Source organism: Sphingomonas sp. GM_Shp_1 (assembly GCF_026540895.1).
GTDB lineage: Bacteria > Pseudomonadota > Alphaproteobacteria > Sphingomonadales > Sphingomonadaceae > Sphingomonas.
In genome coordinates, this window is the sequence record NZ_JALNUR010000010.1 from 56,382 (window position 1) to 71,659 (window position 15,278).

At 61.6% G+C, this 15,278-nt stretch carries 16 protein-coding genes, 1 tRNA gene and 1 riboswitch; of the genes, 7 read left to right on the forward strand and 10 right to left on the reverse strand.

Annotation, left to right across the window (positions count from 1 at the left end; all coding sequences use genetic code 11):
- Nucleotides 1-27: 27 nt before the first annotated feature.
- Entirely contained in the window at nucleotides 28-1,188 is a 1,161-nt protein-coding gene (locus tag OXQ33_RS07485) for a hypothetical protein (protein WP_267434062.1), read from the reverse strand.
- A gap of 102 nt (nucleotides 1,189-1,290) precedes the next feature.
- Between OXQ33_RS07485 and OXQ33_RS07490 the strand changes: the two genes are divergently transcribed.
- Together OXQ33_RS07490 and OXQ33_RS07495 are read left to right on the forward strand one after the other, a co-directional pair.
- A complete protein-coding gene (locus OXQ33_RS07490; RefSeq protein WP_267434063.1) occupies nucleotides 1,291-2,637 on the forward strand; it encodes a metallopeptidase TldD-related protein in 1,347 nt (448 codons plus the stop codon).
- The gene (locus OXQ33_RS07495; RefSeq protein WP_267434064.1) at nucleotides 2,624-3,433 is read left to right on the forward strand and encodes a 3'(2'),5'-bisphosphate nucleotidase CysQ; all 810 of its coding nucleotides are present in this window, start codon (nucleotides 2,624-2,626) and stop codon (nucleotides 3,431-3,433) included. The genes OXQ33_RS07490 and OXQ33_RS07495 overlap by 14 nt, the downstream gene beginning before the upstream one ends.
- Here OXQ33_RS07495 and OXQ33_RS07500 read toward each other — a convergent pair.
- Both OXQ33_RS07500 and OXQ33_RS07505 read right to left on the reverse strand, forming a co-directional pair.
- A complete protein-coding gene (locus tag OXQ33_RS07500) occupies nucleotides 3,423-4,124 on the reverse strand; it encodes an NAD-dependent deacylase (RefSeq protein WP_267434065.1) in 702 nt (233 codons plus the stop codon). The genes OXQ33_RS07495 and OXQ33_RS07500 overlap by 11 nt on opposite strands.
- A gap of 289 nt (nucleotides 4,125-4,413) precedes the next feature.
- On the reverse strand, nucleotides 4,414-5,424 hold the full coding sequence (locus OXQ33_RS07505; protein WP_267434066.1) for a hypothetical protein: 1,011 nt from the start codon (nucleotides 5,422-5,424) through the stop codon (nucleotides 4,414-4,416).
- Nucleotides 5,425-5,885: 461 nt separating this feature from the next.
- On the opposite strand from OXQ33_RS07505, the gene dapB reads away from it, so the two are divergent.
- From dapB to OXQ33_RS07520, 3 genes are all read left to right on the forward strand, one after another.
- A complete protein-coding gene (gene dapB / locus OXQ33_RS07510; RefSeq protein WP_267434067.1) occupies nucleotides 5,886-6,614 on the forward strand; it encodes a 4-hydroxy-tetrahydrodipicolinate reductase in 729 nt (242 codons plus the stop codon).
- Nucleotides 6,615-6,619: 5 nt separating this feature from the next.
- The gene (nth, locus tag OXQ33_RS07515; protein ID WP_267434068.1) at nucleotides 6,620-7,291 is read left to right on the forward strand and encodes an endonuclease III; all 672 of its coding nucleotides are present in this window, start codon (nucleotides 6,620-6,622) and stop codon (nucleotides 7,289-7,291) included.
- Between the two features lie 45 nt (nucleotides 7,292-7,336).
- Nucleotides 7,337-7,413: transfer RNA gene (locus tag OXQ33_RS07520), tRNA-Arg, on the forward strand.
- A 387-nt stretch (nucleotides 7,414-7,800) separates the two neighbouring features.
- On the opposite strand, the gene OXQ33_RS07525 is transcribed toward OXQ33_RS07520, so the two are convergent.
- The 3 genes from OXQ33_RS07525 to OXQ33_RS07535 are packed head-to-tail and all read right to left on the reverse strand — an operon-like array spanning nucleotide 7,801 to nucleotide 9,153.
- Entirely contained in the window at nucleotides 7,801-8,259 is a 459-nt protein-coding gene (locus OXQ33_RS07525; protein WP_267434069.1) for a hypothetical protein, read from the reverse strand.
- Between the two features lie 31 nt (nucleotides 8,260-8,290).
- Nucleotides 8,291-8,632, reverse strand: coding sequence for a hypothetical protein (locus OXQ33_RS07530; protein WP_267434070.1), 342 nt, complete (start codon nucleotides 8,630-8,632; stop codon nucleotides 8,291-8,293).
- Between the two features lie 8 nt (nucleotides 8,633-8,640).
- Nucleotides 8,641-9,153, reverse strand: coding sequence for a helix-turn-helix transcriptional regulator (locus tag OXQ33_RS07535; protein ID WP_267434071.1), 513 nt, complete (start codon nucleotides 9,151-9,153; stop codon nucleotides 8,641-8,643).
- 339 nt (nucleotides 9,154-9,492) lie between these two features.
- Nucleotides 9,493-9,589, forward strand: a riboswitch (yybP-ykoY riboswitch).
- On the opposite strand from OXQ33_RS07535, the gene OXQ33_RS07540 reads away from it, so the two are divergent.
- A complete protein-coding gene (locus OXQ33_RS07540; RefSeq protein WP_267434072.1) occupies nucleotides 9,547-10,245 on the forward strand; it encodes a manganese efflux pump MntP family protein in 699 nt (232 codons plus the stop codon). It overlaps the preceding riboswitch by 43 nt.
- Nucleotides 10,246-11,276: 1,031 nt before the next feature.
- On the opposite strand, the gene OXQ33_RS07545 is transcribed toward OXQ33_RS07540, so the two are convergent.
- Nucleotides 11,277-11,477 carry a hypothetical protein gene (locus tag OXQ33_RS07545; RefSeq protein ID WP_267434114.1) on the reverse strand — a complete coding sequence of 67 codons (201 nt, stop codon included), beginning with the start codon at nucleotides 11,475-11,477 and terminating at the stop codon, nucleotides 11,277-11,279.
- Nucleotides 11,478-11,637: 160 nt separating this feature from the next.
- Between OXQ33_RS07545 and OXQ33_RS07550 the strand changes: the two genes are divergently transcribed.
- Nucleotides 11,638-12,342, forward strand: a complete 705-nt coding sequence (locus tag OXQ33_RS07550; RefSeq protein WP_267434073.1) for a hypothetical protein — start codon at nucleotides 11,638-11,640, stop codon at nucleotides 12,340-12,342.
- Nucleotides 12,343-13,165: 823 nt separating this feature from the next.
- On the opposite strand, the gene OXQ33_RS07555 is transcribed toward OXQ33_RS07550, so the two are convergent.
- The 3 genes from OXQ33_RS07555 to OXQ33_RS07565 all read right to left on the reverse strand — a co-directional run bounded on the left by OXQ33_RS07555 (nucleotide 13,166) and on the right by OXQ33_RS07565 (nucleotide 15,253).
- Nucleotides 13,166-14,026, reverse strand: a complete 861-nt coding sequence (locus tag OXQ33_RS07555) for a hypothetical protein (RefSeq protein WP_267434074.1) — start codon at nucleotides 14,024-14,026, stop codon at nucleotides 13,166-13,168.
- A 328-nt stretch (nucleotides 14,027-14,354) separates the two neighbouring features.
- Nucleotides 14,355-14,816: a hypothetical protein gene (locus tag OXQ33_RS07560; RefSeq protein WP_267434075.1), complete on the reverse strand. Its 462-nt coding sequence runs from the start codon at nucleotides 14,814-14,816 to the stop codon at nucleotides 14,355-14,357.
- An 8-nt stretch (nucleotides 14,817-14,824) separates the two neighbouring features.
- Nucleotides 14,825-15,253, reverse strand: a complete 429-nt coding sequence (locus OXQ33_RS07565; protein WP_267434076.1) for a type II toxin-antitoxin system antitoxin SocA domain-containing protein — start codon at nucleotides 15,251-15,253, stop codon at nucleotides 14,825-14,827.
- Nucleotides 15,254-15,278: the final 25 nt, after the last annotated feature.

Consider the following 15,278-nt stretch of genomic DNA (forward strand, 5'->3'; position numbering starts at 1 on the left):
CGATCAACGCGGCGGCGCCCCGTCCGTTCACGCGCCATAGCGCTGAGCGATGCGGTCGCGACGTTGCGGGATCGGCCGGTCGGGATCGAGTTGGACGAGATGAACGCCCGTCGGCGCCATCGCGGCCCGGATCTCGGGCCAGATATCGCCCCGCGCCGCGACATAAAGCGTCACCTTCGACAGGGACCCGGGCGGGAGCGACGCGCCGATCCTGTGCAGAACCGCGACCATGTTCGCCGGGGACAGCGACGCCAGCGCGACGTTATCCGCATAGGATTTGGTCAACGCCTCGCGTGTCCAGGTCTCGGTGATCGCGTAATCCTTCGCACCGGGCAGGCGGAGGACGGTGGTGGAGGTGGAGATGTCGGGTCCGCGCAATCGCGCCACGGCCTCGCGCAGATAGTCATGCCATTCCCGTTGATCGTTGACCGCCGGGCCAAGGAGCGGGGCGAGGAAGGCCGCCTTCGCCCTGGCCGCCGCCGCAAGCTGTTCGGCATGGACGCGGCGGCCTGCCGACAGCGCCTGTTCCAGGGCGAAGTCGTTCGCCGGGGCGACCGCACCGGTGGCGAGATCGACCGTGATCGGCACCATGCTGTCCGGGCCTTCGTCATCGCTGGTCGGCACGAGGACCGGGATGACCACCCGGCGTCCATCGGATGAGAAACAGGGCTTGCCCCGCCATCGGATCGAACTGACCGAATGGGGAAGCGCATCGATATAATCCTGCGGCACGAGGTCGGTCAGCGCCAGCGCGCGGACCTGTTCGCCCGAGGGGCCGTAGATCACCACGGCGTTCGGGCCGTATCCCGTCCCATGCCAATTGTCGAAGGTGACGGTATAGGCGCCGTCCTCCCGCACGATCACGTCCACGGGTGCGACCTCATTGGCGATCGGCTTTTCCCAGACCGTCCGCCACCGCCCGCCCGTCCGCGTCTGAACCCTTGCGGTCGCGGCCCGCGGGCCGTTCTCGGTCTGCCCCGCCGGTTCGACATGATCGACCTTGTCCTCGAAATAGGCGAGCTGGCTTTCCAGGTCGCGCGGCGTGACCGTGACGCGTGCATGGCCCTTGCAGGACGTGAAGGTCCGGGTCGTCGGCATCGTCCAGCTATCGGCGCAGGACGCGGTGGGGGTGAAAGACGTCGCGACAAGGGCCAGGCCGATCAGAACGGCCATGCGCAGGAATTGCATCGTCCTTCCCCCCCTTACTGACTGGCCATGTTTCCCATCATTGTCGCGGTCGTGGCAAGCGCGCACTGGCATCCCGCCCCCCGCGCCCTTAAGTCCCTACCCATGTTGACCCCCGAACAGGCCCGCGACCGGGCCGCCGATATCGTCGCCCGCGCCCGCGCCGCCGGAGCCGACGCCGCCGACGCCATCTTCGCCGCCGACGCCGCACTGGAGGTGTCGGTGCGCCTCGGTGCGCTGGAGGATGTCGGGCGGTCGGAGAGCGAGGAACTGGGCCTGCGGGTGTTCGTCGGGCGGCGCTCGGCCAGCGTCTCGACCTCCGACCTGTCGGGCGACGCGATCACCCTCGCGGCCGAGCGCGCCGTCGCCATGGCGCGCGAGGCGCCGGAGGATCGCTGGGCAGGCCTGGCGCCGGAGGAACGGCTGCTCAAGGGCGCGCCGCCGATGCTCGACCTGGACGACGGAGGAGAAGTCGCGCCCGAGCAGCTCCGCGCCGCCGCACTCGTCGCCGAGGAAGCCGCGCGCGCCGTGGCCGGTGTCACCAATTCGGAGGGAGCGGGGGCCTCCGCCTCGCGCGCCGTCTCGGCGCTGGCAACCAGCCATGGCTTCGCGGCGGGCTATGCCGCGACCGGCTATGGCCTGTCGGTCAGCGTGGTGGCGGGCGAGGGCGCGGGGATGCAGCGCGACTATGCCCATCACGGGGCGCGCCTTCGCCGCCTGCTCGAAAGCCCCGAGGCGATCGGCCAGCGCGCGGGCGAGCGGACCGTGGCGCGGCTGAACCCCGCCAAGCTGGCGAGCGGCGCCATGCCGGTCGTGTTCGACCCGCGCGTCGGATCGTCGCTGGTCGGCCATCTTGTCTCCGCCATCGCGGGCAGCGCGATCACCCGGCGGACCAGCTTCCTGCTCGACCGGCTGGGCGAGCGGGTCATGGCCGAGGGGATTCGGATCGAGGACGATCCCCATCGCCCGCACGGGCTCCGCTCGCGTCCCTTCGATGGCGAGGGGCTGGCGGTGTCGCCGACCGCGATCGTCGAGGACGGGGTGCTGGAGACCTGGCTGCTCGATTCCGCCTCGGCCCGGCAATTGGGGCTGGAGCCGACCGGCCATGCCGCGCGGGGCACGGCGGGGGCGCCGGGCGTTTCGACCAGCAACCTGTTCATGGCGGCGGGGCGCGTGCCGGTGGAGACGCTGATCGGCGACATCGCCGACGGCGTCTATGTCACCGAATTGATCGGCAGCGGCGTCAACCCGGTCACCGGCGACTATAGCCGGGGCGCGGCGGGCTTCCGCATCGTCGACGGACGGATCGCGGAACCGGTTGCGGAGTTCACCGTGGCGGGTAATCTGAAAGAGATGTTCCTAACCATGACGCCGGCCAATGATCTGGAATTCCGCTACGGCGTCAATGTGCCGACGCTGCGCATCGATGGAATGACGGTTGCCAGCGGCTGACCCGACCCCGACGGCGGACCTGATCCCGGCGGTCGTGGCGGCGGCGCGAGAGGCGGCGGCGATGGCGCTCGCCCGATGGCGCACCGATTTCCGCCAATGGGAGAAAACGCCGGGCAGCCCGGTGTGCGAGGTCGATCTGGACGTCGACCGGATGCTCCATGCACGGCTCCAGGCGCTGATCCCCGATGCCGGATGGCTGTCGGAGGAGACGGCGGACAAGCCCGACCGGCTGGCCGCGCGCCGCGTCTGGGTGGTCGACCCGATCGACGGCACCCGCGACTATATTCGTGGACGCGAAGGCTGGGCGGTGTCGGTCGCGCTGGTCGAGGACGGGCGGCCGGTGATCGGCGTCCTCGCCGCGCCCGCCCGGGGCGAGTTGTGGCTAGCCCAGGCGGGCGGCGGCGCGACCCGCAACGGGCGCACACTGAGCGCGGGCTATTGCCGCCGGATGCCCGGCGCGCGCGTGCCGGTCGATGCGCTGCCCAAGGCGGACCGCGACCTTGTGGCGGTGTTCAAGCCCAACTCGATCGCGCTGCGCATCGCGATGGTCGCCGCCGACGAGGCCGATCTGGTCGCGACGCTGCGCTGGGGCAATGAGTGGGACATCGCCGCCGCCGCGCTGATCGCGTCCGAGGCGGGGGCGGGGGTGGCCGATGCGCTGGGCCAGCCGCTGCTGTTCAACAAGCCCGATCCGCGCGCGTTCGGCGTGCTGGTGACGGCGCGCGGGCTTCAGGACGCGGCGGTCGAGCGGCTCGGCCCCCGTGCGCGCGACGTGATCGTACCCGTCACCGGCTGAGCATCTGCTCGACCCATTCGGGCACCAACTGCCCGGCGGAGCCCAACCGGCTCTCGTCGAACCAGCCGCTCCCCTCCGAGCGTTCGAGATTGAGTTCCAGCGTCCGCGCGCCATAGGCGCTCGCCATCCGCACGAACCCCGCCGCCGGATAGACCGCGCCCGAGGTACCGATCGACACGAACAGATCGGCCTCCGCCAGCGCCGCCTCGATCCGGTCCATATGATAGGGGATCTCGCCGAAGAACACGATATCGGGCCGCAGCGCGGGTGTGGCGCAGGCGGGGCAGGGCGTTCCCGGCGGCAGCGCCTCCTCCCACCCGAACCGCTCCCCACAGGCCGCGCAGAGGGCCTGCTTCAGCGCGCCGTGCATATGCAGCAACCGCGTCGCCCCCGCGCGTTCGTGCAGATCGTCCACATTCTGCGTGACGATCAGCAATTCGCCCGGCCATTCCCGGTCCAGCCGCGCCAGTGCTTCATGCGCCGCATTGGGCCCGACCGTCGCCAGCGCGGCACGCCGCAGGTCATAGAAGCGGTGGACCAGCACCGGATCGGCTGCGAGCGCCTCCGGCGTGCAGACATCCTCGACCCGATGCCCCTCCCACAGTCCGCCGGGTCCACGAAAGGTGGCGATGCCGGACTCGGCGGAGATGCCCGCGCCGGTGAGGATGACGATGTTCGGGGTGTCGCGCATGGCCGGGGTTTATCCTGGGGGTGGAGTGTCCGGAAGGGGGCGGATGTTTGCTGTGAGTGGCGAACGGTTCCAATCACTCGTTTGGTTATTCTGGACAGCGCCGATCCAGCAATGATCCTGCTACTGTGACACGTCATGCAGGGATGGAGACCACGCGCGATAATGCAGGTCGGGCAGGCGTGTCATAATCGCGGGGCTGGGCAGGCGGGGTATACGAGGGAAACCGCGCTCCCTCCGCTTTGATCTACCCTCTCGCATATCTCTAGCGATTTCAGGTCGTAGGGCTTTGCTACCTCCCGGCCACCTGCGTCTTTTCGACTACGTTGATGACTTGCTCGACCCGCGCAGATGCAAGGTTGCCGCGTCGCCATGTTTCCTGAACCGTAGCGACAATGGGCTTCTTTTCCCATTCTCCACGACTAATAAGTGTCCGATCATTCTCAGACACTAAGGCGTCGCGTAGCGAGGCAAAGACGGTCTGCCCGGTCTTGGTGTTCTTGAGCCTGACACGAAAGCCATCTGGCACGTCGGTATCAACACGCAAAACTTCGTACTCTGCTGTAACTATTTTCTTCACCGGAGCACTTGGGGCGGCTCTAGCCATACGGCGAGCGACTTCGGGAGGAAGGTGGTTGTTACCAATTTCGGTATCCTGCACCTTCGCTGCAGCCTTCACGACACCCTTCTTTCCATCCTCACTGGCATCAATAAGTGCATGACTTCCATGAGCAGCGGTGAGCGCATCAGCTAATATCTTCATACGTTTAAGATCATTTTCGCTCGCGAACTTTTGAGCCTCTAGCACGTCTTTCATCTGCTTACTGGAGGCTTCGGCTTTCGCCTCTTCCCGTTGCTCCTCAAGATATGCATTCCAACACGAATATCCTGTAAACAGCAGAGCAAAGGCGATTACAATTATCGCAATCTGCTTTCCGGTAAGCTTGCCAACCGCCTTTTCCATGAATTTCTCAATTAGTTCCTGAGCGTTAAAGCTCAGATCAGTGCTTCCCTTTTTTACCTTGAATACAATCTCAAACTCTTGACGCTCTTCTTCCGAAAGACCTCTTAGAATCGAGGTATTTTCTAAGACAATCATGAACGCTCGGTTCACGCTAGTCTGATAGTCAATCATTGCCTGCATAACAGGCTGGGTCAAAACTAATTGGCTGCCCTCAATCCAAAACTTGAAATGAAAACGCGGCCAATGGTTTATATGGGGTAGCTTACTGTCGTCGGCAAATCCGGTATGGCTTAGCTCTTCAAGGAGCGCCCACGCCTCGTCCTCATCGTTGATGGGCACTAGTTCCATACCGGGCACTCTTGGACGTCTCGCCATCAATCCCCCCATTCATGACGAATACCGTCGCCAGCGAAGCCCTATCACAATCACAAGATCGTTGCTTGCCAACATCCTAAGTCTGCCGTTTGGTGATGGGCAAGCCTGTTGCCTCGCCTAGTACAAAAGCCTAATACAACCGTCCCGACGCTCTTTCAGAAAACCGCAGAAATCCGCCGTTTTCGGTGCCAACCGTAAAATCCTCTTCTGGGCACAAACCCATGCCGACTACCGAACGGTTGACCCGGTTGCCCCGCTGACGGGGTCCCGGACGGCCCGGCCCCAAAAGGAAACCCCCGCAACCTGCCCCACAAGCGGTCACCGATCGCTGGGCGCACCACCCGCAGCCGGTTTCCTCCGACATGGACCTGTGCCAAGGAACGCCGCATGACGATGTCCTTCCTCCAGTCCACCGGAACCCCCGCATGATTGCCATCGGCATTTACGGCAGCGCCGGTCGCATGGGCCGCGCCATCGCGGACCTGATCGAGGGGGAGGGCGCGACGCTGGCCGGGGGCTGCGATTCGCGTGACGATCCCGACGCGCTGGCCAAGTCGGCGGATGTGCTGGTCGACTTCTCGATCGCGGGCGCGCTCGATGCGCATCTGGCGGCGGCTCGGGCCGCACGCACCCCGATCGTGATCGGCACCACCGGCCTTTCGCCCGCGCAGCACGCCGCGATCGACGAGGCCGCGACCGAGATCGCGGTGCTCCAGACCGGCAACACCTCGCTCGGCATCACCCTGCTCGCCAATCTGGTGCGCGAGGCGGCGGCGCGGCTGGGCCCGGACTGGGACATCGAGATCACCGAGATGCACCACCGGCACAAGGTCGATGCGCCCTCCGGCACCGCGCTGCTGCTGGGCGAGGCGGCGGCGGCGGGGCGGGGCCATGCCCTGTCCGATCTCCGGGTCGATGGTCGCGCCGGGCTGGTCGGCGCCCGGACCGAGGGGACGATCGGCATGGCGGCACTGCGCGGCGGATCGGTGATCGGCGATCATGAGGTGATCTTCGCGGGCGAGGGCGAGCGGGTGACGCTCGGCCATTTCGCGCAGGACCGCACCATCTTCGCACGCGGGGCGGTACGGGCGGCGCTGTGGCTCGCGGGGCAGGCACCGGGGCGCTATCGCATGGGCGACGTGCTGGGTCTGTAACGCGCATGAAGAAGGCGGACGTCGTCCAATTCTATCACCGGCTGGCGGAGGCGAACCCGCATCCCGAAACCGAGCTGGAATTCCGCAATCCCTATACGCTGGTCGTCGCGGTCGCGCTGTCGGCGCAGGCGACCGATGTGGGGGTCAACAAGGCCACCCGCGCCCTGTTCGCCGAGGTCGACACGCCCGAGAAGATGCTGGAACTGGGCGAGGACGGGCTGAAGCAGCACATCAAGACGATCGGGCTGTTCAATACCAAGGCCAAGAACGTCATCGCGCTGTCGCGGATGCTGGTCGACGAATATGGCGGCCAAGTGCCGCAGGATCGCGCCGATCTGGAACGCCTGCCCGGTGTGGGGCGCAAGACGGCCAATGTCGTGCTCAACGTCGCCTTCGGGCACGAGACCTTCGCGGTCGACACGCATATCTTCCGCGTCTGCAACCGCACCGGCCTGGCCAAGGGCAAGACCCCGCTGGCGGTGGAGTTGAAGCTCGACAAGGCGACGCCCGCGCCCTTCCGGGTGCACGCGCATCACTGGCTGATCCTGCACGGCCGCTATATCTGCAAGGCTAGGCGGCCCGAATGCTGGCGCTGCCCGGTCGAGGATCTGTGCGCCTATCGCCCCAAGACACCCGCCCCCGCCGCCAAAGCCGCAAAAGCGGCGACCCCGTCATAAAAGGGCTGGCGCGGGGTGGCGCACGATGCTAGTCGGCCAGCCCACGCACCCGTAGCTCAGCTGGATAGAGCGCTGCCCTCCGAAGGCAGAGGCCACAGGTTCGAATCCTGTCGGGTGCGCCATCGTTTATCATGTAACGCACTGATAATGCAGCCGTTTAAGGCTGGCGAGTAGACTCCGTACCACCTTTCGTTCCCTCACCGTCTGCTTGTCGAAGGCGCTCAAGCGCGAACGGTGGCGGTCGTAGGTCGTTCACCCATCCCCGCCAAATGTGAGGGATGAGCGAAGAGACGACACCTGATCCAGCCCCGTCCCCACCAGCATCGCTCGCGATTTGCTGCGCTGCTGCTCATATGGCCGCGAGGCTCAGCGTGATGAGCTAGAGGTCCCGTGTATTTCACTAGGATCGAACCCGTCCTGCAGTTCCAGGGCTTTGAGCAGCTGGATAATCGTCGAACGCCCAACCCCCACGACGCGGGCCTCAGTTTCGCTAAGGATTCGTGCAAGCTCTACGCGTTCTGGCTCTGCGATGGGGTATAGCGAGGAGCGGGCTTTCTCGTCGCACGCATGCCCCGCCTGGCAATCGCATAGGCCAGTAAGATTTGCGACGGATAGCTCGTTCCCACGACTGCCGCAAAGTACGCGAACGGAGCTGTGCGCTGCGCGTCGAACATCGCGATGTGGCCTAATACGGTGACGAGCTGGAGCGCGGCTGAAGCGATCAACCACCATCGAGCATGTTTTAGAGCGGTCCACACCAAGCCCATCAAAAGCGTCAGGTCGATCAAGAAGACGCCAGCGTTTACCGTGGCATAGTCAGACGACCCGGGGAGGCGAAGTGCGACGGTTGCGAGCGCGGCAGCGAGATATAATCCCGCAACGCCGCGCTCGATCCGACTGCCCCATCGCCAAGCGGCGAGCGATGTCAAAACAACGAACAGCCAGAAACCGTATACGGCGTACCACATGCCCCGCTAGGAGCATGGAAGCTTAAATCGATCAAGCCGGAACGGCTGTATTTTTGATGGTCCGATTGGCGGCCGCCTGAGGTGGAACATCCTTGCCGTAATCCTCCATCCGGACGCCCAGATCGGCACCGACCCGGTTAAGCATGCCGTGCGCTCGGATCAGTTCCTCGCGGGCATTCACGGCCATGATGGTCGCCTGAGCAACCTTGTTGATCGCGGCGAGGGCGGTGGAGATCGGAAGACCCATCTGCTGGCGGGATTCGAGCAGAGCAGTCAGCGCTCGAGATGCATCCAATGCGGCGGCATCTGCTGAGACTTCCGCCGGATTGATGGTCGCGGCCACATGATCGATGGACTGATCGTAGAGCTTCATAGGTTTTCCTAGCCATAGAGAAGATGACCGATCCTCCCCATCCGTTCTGCCAGCAGCGGGGCTGAAATTATAAGCAGCAGCAATAAGAACGCGGCTGTGAGCACCAGTACGAAGCGCGACAGCATCGACCTTTCCTGCAACCATTCTTCCAGATGATCGGCCTGACCCGACGGGTTGATCGACACCAGTCCCTCGAAAGCGGTTCGCTCCTCGGCAACCATCGGCTCGACCGGCCCGGCGGGTCGGAGCATCGGTGGAGCCTGATCGATCGGTTGAACCATCCCCTGTGCCGGGTTCCCCAGCGATAGGGGATGCGTTGCTTCGAAAGCTCGAAGCATGTCGGCCGCAACATATCGCCCGACGTTGCCCAGCTTCGCGCGTGCCGATTTGATATGCTGGTCGACCGTATGTCGGCTCATGCCAGCCAACGACGCCACCACGTCCGATTTGCGGGTGTGGTGAACCAGCCGGAGAACGCGGCGCTCGGTAGGGGTAAGCGACTCATATTGACGAGCATTCATGGTAAACCTCCGTTATGGAGGATTTGTACCTGTTCGTGGCGTCATCTTTGCCCGTCTTTAGGGCCTGACCAAATGAGTCAGCCGACGCCCGAAGGCGTTCATCCCTATGCCGTCGCTGTGACGGCGATCGTCAAGGCGATCCCTCAGTCGGACAAGGCGAAGCTACGCTAAACTGCTGGTCACCCGCCACCTTGTCTCCAGGGCGGCGGGTGGAACTACCTGCGCGGGGACCGCGGGTACCCCGCGCGCGAAGGTCGAGCGACAACTTTTGCTCTCGATCAATTGGACTTGATTGATCGTATTTATCGTCTGGAGGCAATCGGTGTCACCAGATATTGGGCCTGCGTCCTTGGGGAGTAGCTACCCGCAGTAGCGGGGTTGCCGTCAACATCCTTGAGCTATCGGCTCGTGGCGGCAGCAGCAGGTTCGTCCTGCCCAGCGAGACCAATGGTGCAGCACTCCGCTTTGTGGCCACGGGTGCATGCATCGTTTGGTTTGCTGGCCTTGAGTGTTGACGTGATGCCCGGAATTTTGACGCTTGGCGCTTTGGGCGCAAGTCTGTCCGTCGACGCCTTCGCGGCGGCGCTGGGCAAAGGGGCGATCGAAGGACGAGCCCGCCTTCGTGATGCGGTTAAAGTCGGCATCGTGTTCGGCTTCTTCGAGGCGTTGACGCCTGCACTCGGTTGGCTGCTCGGCTTTGCGCTGAACGACTGGATCGCCGACTATGACCATTGGGTCGCGTTTACCCTGTTGTTCGCCGTCGGCGCCTATACGATCCGGGAAGCATGGACTAGCAAAGGTGATGCGCAACAGGGCGATAGTGAGACCAAGCCCAGTATGCTGCGGCTTGCTGCGACGGCTATCGCAACGAGCGTCGACGCGGCGGCCGTCGGCGTGACTCTGGCTCTGATGGACGTCAACATTTGGGCTGCCTGCATGGTGATTGGCGGAACGACGACATTGATGGCAACCATTGGCGTCATGTTGGGTAAGCATATCGGGCCCTACCTCGGCCGATACGCGGGCATCTTGGGTGGTTTTGTCCTGATCGTGATTGGCGGTCTGATCCTGGCTCAGCACCTGTCAGCTTAAAGTGGATGAGTTTGGCTCGAGGGGCGCGGTGTGGATCAACGCACGCCGCACATCACGAGGCGATCACCGTCAATTTCAAGAGGTAATGGGACAAGTAGAGTCCATTCATCCGAAGGCGATGATTACTGTCCTGCGCCCTGAGGATGTGACGGCATGGCTGCGGTGTGCCGTGAAGGCAATACGATCTGAGGGGGCTATTACGCGATGCAGAGCATCTGATGATCCGGCCAGTCCGCCGCTGCACGCATGTCACGAACTGGCCGTTCCTTTAAATTATTTTTGCGGATGACACATGCCAGGGCCGCCGCCAGGCGCCCAACTCACGCTGTCGCACTTGTTGCCCTCTCGGCCCTCTACCGAGCCGCCGTCACCGCCACGGCCGCCGCCATCTTCGCCCGCACCGTTTCCACTACCGTTCGAGGGCGGTGGGGGATCGGCTCGGGGAGTGGTTCTATATTCACACCGTACACGGCACTCTTCGACAGAGTCCATTATTCCGTTCGAAACGCAGTTATCAAAGCACTCTTCATATGTTTCGAACGGAGCAGCGATCGCGCTTGTACTGACAAGCGTCGTTATGAATAGCCCGCCAACCGCAAGAAGTGAAATTCCGCCGGTTTTCCTGTTTATCCAAGCCTTCACAGTGCGCTCCCATATCATCTGCGAGGGCAGCATTGAGACATTTAGAGGTTTGCAGGTCAACAAGCCTTTTGGGTAAAATGGATCCAATATAGTTCTAAGCGTTGGCGTGCTCACAAGATACCAAGGGCGCGGCAACTGCCACAAAAGTGTGCATGCAGCATATTCTAACGGACCGTTGCATCGGAGCTGGAAGGTGCAGTGAGCCCCTCAATCAACGCCAGGACCCATAGAAAGACGATCGGCCGCATCCGGCGATCGCCTAAATGTGACTGGGATAAGCCTATCCCAAAAGGATGTTCCTAAAGCAGCATGTGCTACAAAAACTCGCTCCGCTGCTTCATCCAGCGCGAACAGGATCATGAAGACGATCCGCACCCGCTGTCCCTGGTTCACGCGACAGGAAGCATGAGCTGTTCGCCAGCCGCCGCCAGGCAGGCACGGGCCGCCAATGCGCCATCAACTGCCTGACGGTAATGCACAGTCCCATATCGCTCCGCTTCATCGAACGCGAACTGCGCCCATTCCTCCGAGGGATAGCAAGCCTCATAGATGGCGCGCGCTGCTTCGCGCAGGCGGGGGTCGTGCTGCATCATGCTCATATTCCAGCGATTCGTGACCCGGCCTAGCTGGAACGAATAGGGAACACGAGTCAAGGGGCGCGATGTGCTCGGACGGCTTCATGGGGCGCCAAAATATGACAGACTGGACGTTCCACACCCTCGCGTTATGCTCGGGAAAGGGAGAGATTCTATGTCGCAAGACAAGGTCCGTATGTCGCGGTGGGCGGCAATCGCAGTAGGGATGATCGCCGCGCCGGCCTTGGCGCAAGGGTTCACGCCGCCTGTAGGTTACGGTGCCAGATCGAATTCGGCCACCCAACCGTGCGTGGCGCTCGTCGCCGACTTATCCGCGCCGAATCTGACATGCATTCCATTAGCGGAAGCGGCCAAGCTATTTAAAACGGACCCAAGCTATCCAAACGCGGATCAGCAGCATCTGAAGGTGGTCGGGGCTTATTCGCTCAACCTTCGGGCCAGTGAACGGCTGACCGGGGCTAAATCGCCAGGGTTTCTTCCAGTCCAACTGCAACTGAGCGGCGGTCAGTGCTTCAGCCTCAGCGCAGAGTATTATGGCAAGCTGTCCGAAGCACGCTTGACGCCGACGGTGTGTGATGGTCGTCGATATGACGACGATCAAGTTGTGTCACAGCCAGCAGGAAAGCCGCTGCGACTGGTCGGCTCGGCATGGGGATATGGCGCATGGGTCGACGACAAGGCAGGAACGACGATCGTCACGGCACCCCGGTCTCAGACGTTCAAGCCGCTGTTCACCGCGCACATGCCTGTCACGGCGATCATGGCGATGAACAGCCCCGACGCACCGCTTGGGAACGTGACGCTGGTAGGGCAGCTTCATGGCAAGCCGGTTGTGATCGTGCTGGAGGTATCGTTTTGATCCGCTCGCATCTAACCCGCGCGGGGCATGCTACACGCTGCCGTAATACCACATTTTAGGGTAGGCTTGGCCTGAGACGTCGGGTTTTCTGCGGTTTTTGGCCTTGTGGTGACTGGCGTGATTAGCCTTTGGCAATCACCGGGTAATCACCGCTGCCGCTTTCGATCGCTAACACGATGCTGCCGCCGCTCGCTGTCAAAGCGCCTGTATCGATTGCGCCGTAAGCAGAGGGCTGAATTGGAAGGTCGGAGCGAGCTTCGCTCGAGCTCAAGTTGCACGACATGAGTCTGAGTTGAGCGTCGGTGACGTGAGCTCGACCTCTTTGTGGGACGTCTATGCGTCTGGCGTCTAGAGTAAGCGCGGCGGAGGTGCTGGAGGTTTGCGGATGACAAGCGTTCCGCCACCCTCTTTCGGGATAAAGCCATCGAGCCTAAGCAGCGCGTTATCGAATGTATGAAATTCGGTTGCGTTGGCGATTACCGCTGTCGCGAGGTGGATTGCATCGGGTGGCCTAAGGCTAGGGTAGCCTGATTGAAGATACTTGCGGGCCAGCGTGCCAACGTATCGATCGACGGGGACTATCAGAATATATTCGTTGCGGAAAAAGTCTGAAAGGACATCGCTGTCTTCGGGTCTGACTTTGTCGTCTTTGCATACCTCTGCGAGCGATAGCCCTGAGGTGACAATTTCGACGGAACGTTGTGTGGCAAGCTCGATCGTGTGATTGCAAAGTGCGGCGCGATCTTCGGTGCCGCCTCCTCTTAGTGCTGCCTGTTCTTGAATTATGGTCGCGATCCAGGTGCACGCGTCCCAAGCGACGCGCCTAGGCTTCCCCATTGCGGACCCTCTCCAAATACTCATTAGAAGACAGACCGTGGGTAAAATCTCGGTCTATGATGTCGTTTAGCTGAGGTAAGAGTGTCTCATTGTCATGAAAGTCGAGAGCTGTCACCTCAGCTTGACTGAGCCGGGCCGGGGAGCGATACTTGAGTATGCCGGTCGCGGTAACACGCCTATGTCTCCATACGACATTTGCCACAGGTTCGTCTTCAAGGGCTTTCAAAGCGTTGCCAGCTAGGAAGCACTTGACATCTTGAGTCGTCACTCGGCTTCGTATGACAATAAATGGGCGCTGCCAGCCATCGGTGCCGACGCTTTGGATATGGCCTTCAAAGCTGCCGAGCTCTCTGTATGGGTGCACAGGATCAGCTTCTTGAACGATAGAGACGTGTTTAAGCGCTTCTATTGCGGCTACAGTTCCGATGGCTATCTCTGGCAGATCGCTCTCAACGGCGCCGATGCGCGTTTCAGACAGCCCCCGCGTAATCCGCCGAAGGAAACGATCCGCTGCCTCTATGACGTTATCATTCCAATATGGCGGGCGCTCGCCCGTGGCGATAAGCTGTCTGAGGCCGCCGGTCGTAAGGTCGCGGGCTCTTGCGGCTATTGCGAGCCCGTTATCGAAGCCTGGCATTGGCACTGCCTCGACCAAAATACGGGCAGGGCTATTTTTACTGAGTCCAATAACCTTCCAGTCGAATTGCTCGGTTGCTTCGCCCGTCATCGTCTCTGCCACGCTATTGAGCATGGCAAAAAAGTCTTGGATTTGTTCGATCAGATCGCTCAGCCGAGGGGCATCGGCTTCGTCGCGACCTGCAATGCTTAGTTCGACGGTCGTGACCATGGTAGCTGTATGCCCACCTCTCATCCCGAGATAAAGCATGGGTGTTCACAGGAAGTAAAGGCGAACGCTAACCGATGGATCTGCCGATCCGGATGGTAGGGATGAAGCACTGTCTTCATTCAGAACTGTACGTCTCTGGGGCGTCAGGGCGCATGCCAATTCGACCGGCTGACCGTGCATAGGCACGTCCCGGACCTTGATCGAATCTCGCTCCCGGCCATTCGTTCGGGCCCCCGCTGCCGGGTGTGCCCTGCAAGACGGAATTGCGATCAGGTCGGCATCAATGTGCCGTCTCGGGCCGGGGGCTATAGCGCCAAACGTTTAGGATTTACCGATTGCGAATTTTGCGACGGTCTGCCCGGTCCTTCAAAACAGGATATACCTTGTGGTTTTCATCCCACCACAGGACTCGCATAATATGCCCGCTCCTAATGCACCACACGCGGTTTGTGCCTGCCAAACGTAGTGAGAGAAGCTCGTCTAGATCGTCCAGTTGGATGTCGATGAGGCGCTTTCGAGCATCCTCGCACAGTTTCCGGACTGGAATGGCATGCGATCCACCTGCCGTTATATCGTTCCAGTTTTTGCCTTCAAACTCATAAAGTTTTTCGACGACCTCTCGAAATTTTGCATCTTCAGCGATGCGCCAGCCAAATGGGCCTTCGCGATCGGAGTGGCTGAAGCGCCACGCAAGTGGATGGCCATCGTCAAGGTTGTGGTCGGTAAAGCGAGCCTTCTTCTCAGGCTGAGGCTCCGCCGCAATTTTGGCCTTTTTCTCTCTGTTCACCACAGTTAAAATTACAGATTGCCGTAATATTCGGCCATTGCAGCATTTGTAATTTGTCGGCTGCTCCGCTGACCATCTGGAACGCCCTCGCGAGCATTAATCCAGGGGTCTTCCTCATGCGTCAGGGCGCTGAGCCAAGTTGCAGACTTATTGCCGTAATCACGAAGGACTGCATCAACCGTATCGCGTTCGTCGTTGGTGAGTTTTGAAGAATTGCCGCGTGGCTCAGAGGTAATTGTAAATTCGCCCTGATGAGCAAAATACAGGTCGGGTGTTACCGGGCCGTTTGCCCACGCTTCGATGCGGTTTTCAAAGAGTGGTTTTTCGTCCCAGACGAGGGACCAGGCTTGTGCGTAATAAACCAGCTTCTGCAGCTTCATTGCTGTCAGAACCTTGGTCTTTTCAAGAATGTAGGCAGCCACGTCGAAAACGTCGGCCATTTGTGTTCACCCATCCGCTTGCGAT

Excerpts from the sequence above, each read along its gene's own strand:
- OXQ33_RS07485 (WP_267434062.1), bottom strand. The coding sequence starts at position 1,188 with ATGCAATTCCTGCGCATGGCCGTTCTGATCGGCCTGGCCCTTGTCGCG.
- OXQ33_RS07490 (WP_267434063.1), top strand. The coding sequence starts at position 1,291 with ATGTTGACCCCCGAACAGGCCCGCGACCGGGCCGCCGATATCGTCGCC.
- OXQ33_RS07500 (WP_267434065.1), bottom strand. The coding sequence starts at position 4,124 with ATGCGCGACACCCCGAACATCGTCATCCTCACCGGCGCGGGCATCTCC.
- dapB (WP_267434067.1), top strand. The coding sequence starts at position 5,886 with ATGATTGCCATCGGCATTTACGGCAGCGCCGGTCGCATGGGCCGCGCC.
- nth (WP_267434068.1), top strand. The coding sequence starts at position 6,620 with ATGAAGAAGGCGGACGTCGTCCAATTCTATCACCGGCTGGCGGAGGCG.
- OXQ33_RS07525 (WP_267434069.1), bottom strand. The coding sequence starts at position 8,259 with ATGTGGTACGCCGTATACGGTTTCTGGCTGTTCGTTGTTTTGACATCG.
- OXQ33_RS07530 (WP_267434070.1), bottom strand. The coding sequence starts at position 8,632 with ATGAAGCTCTACGATCAGTCCATCGATCATGTGGCCGCGACCATCAAT.
- OXQ33_RS07535 (WP_267434071.1), bottom strand. The coding sequence starts at position 9,153 with ATGAATGCTCGTCAATATGAGTCGCTTACCCCTACCGAGCGCCGCGTT.
- OXQ33_RS07545 (WP_267434114.1), bottom strand. The coding sequence starts at position 11,477 with ATGCAGCACGACCCCCGCCTGCGCGAAGCAGCGCGCGCCATCTATGAG.
- OXQ33_RS07550 (WP_267434073.1), top strand. The coding sequence starts at position 11,638 with ATGTCGCAAGACAAGGTCCGTATGTCGCGGTGGGCGGCAATCGCAGTA.
- OXQ33_RS07555 (WP_267434074.1), bottom strand. The coding sequence starts at position 14,026 with ATGGTCACGACCGTCGAACTAAGCATTGCAGGTCGCGACGAAGCCGAT.
- OXQ33_RS07565 (WP_267434076.1), bottom strand. The coding sequence starts at position 15,253 with ATGGCCGACGTTTTCGACGTGGCTGCCTACATTCTTGAAAAGACCAAG.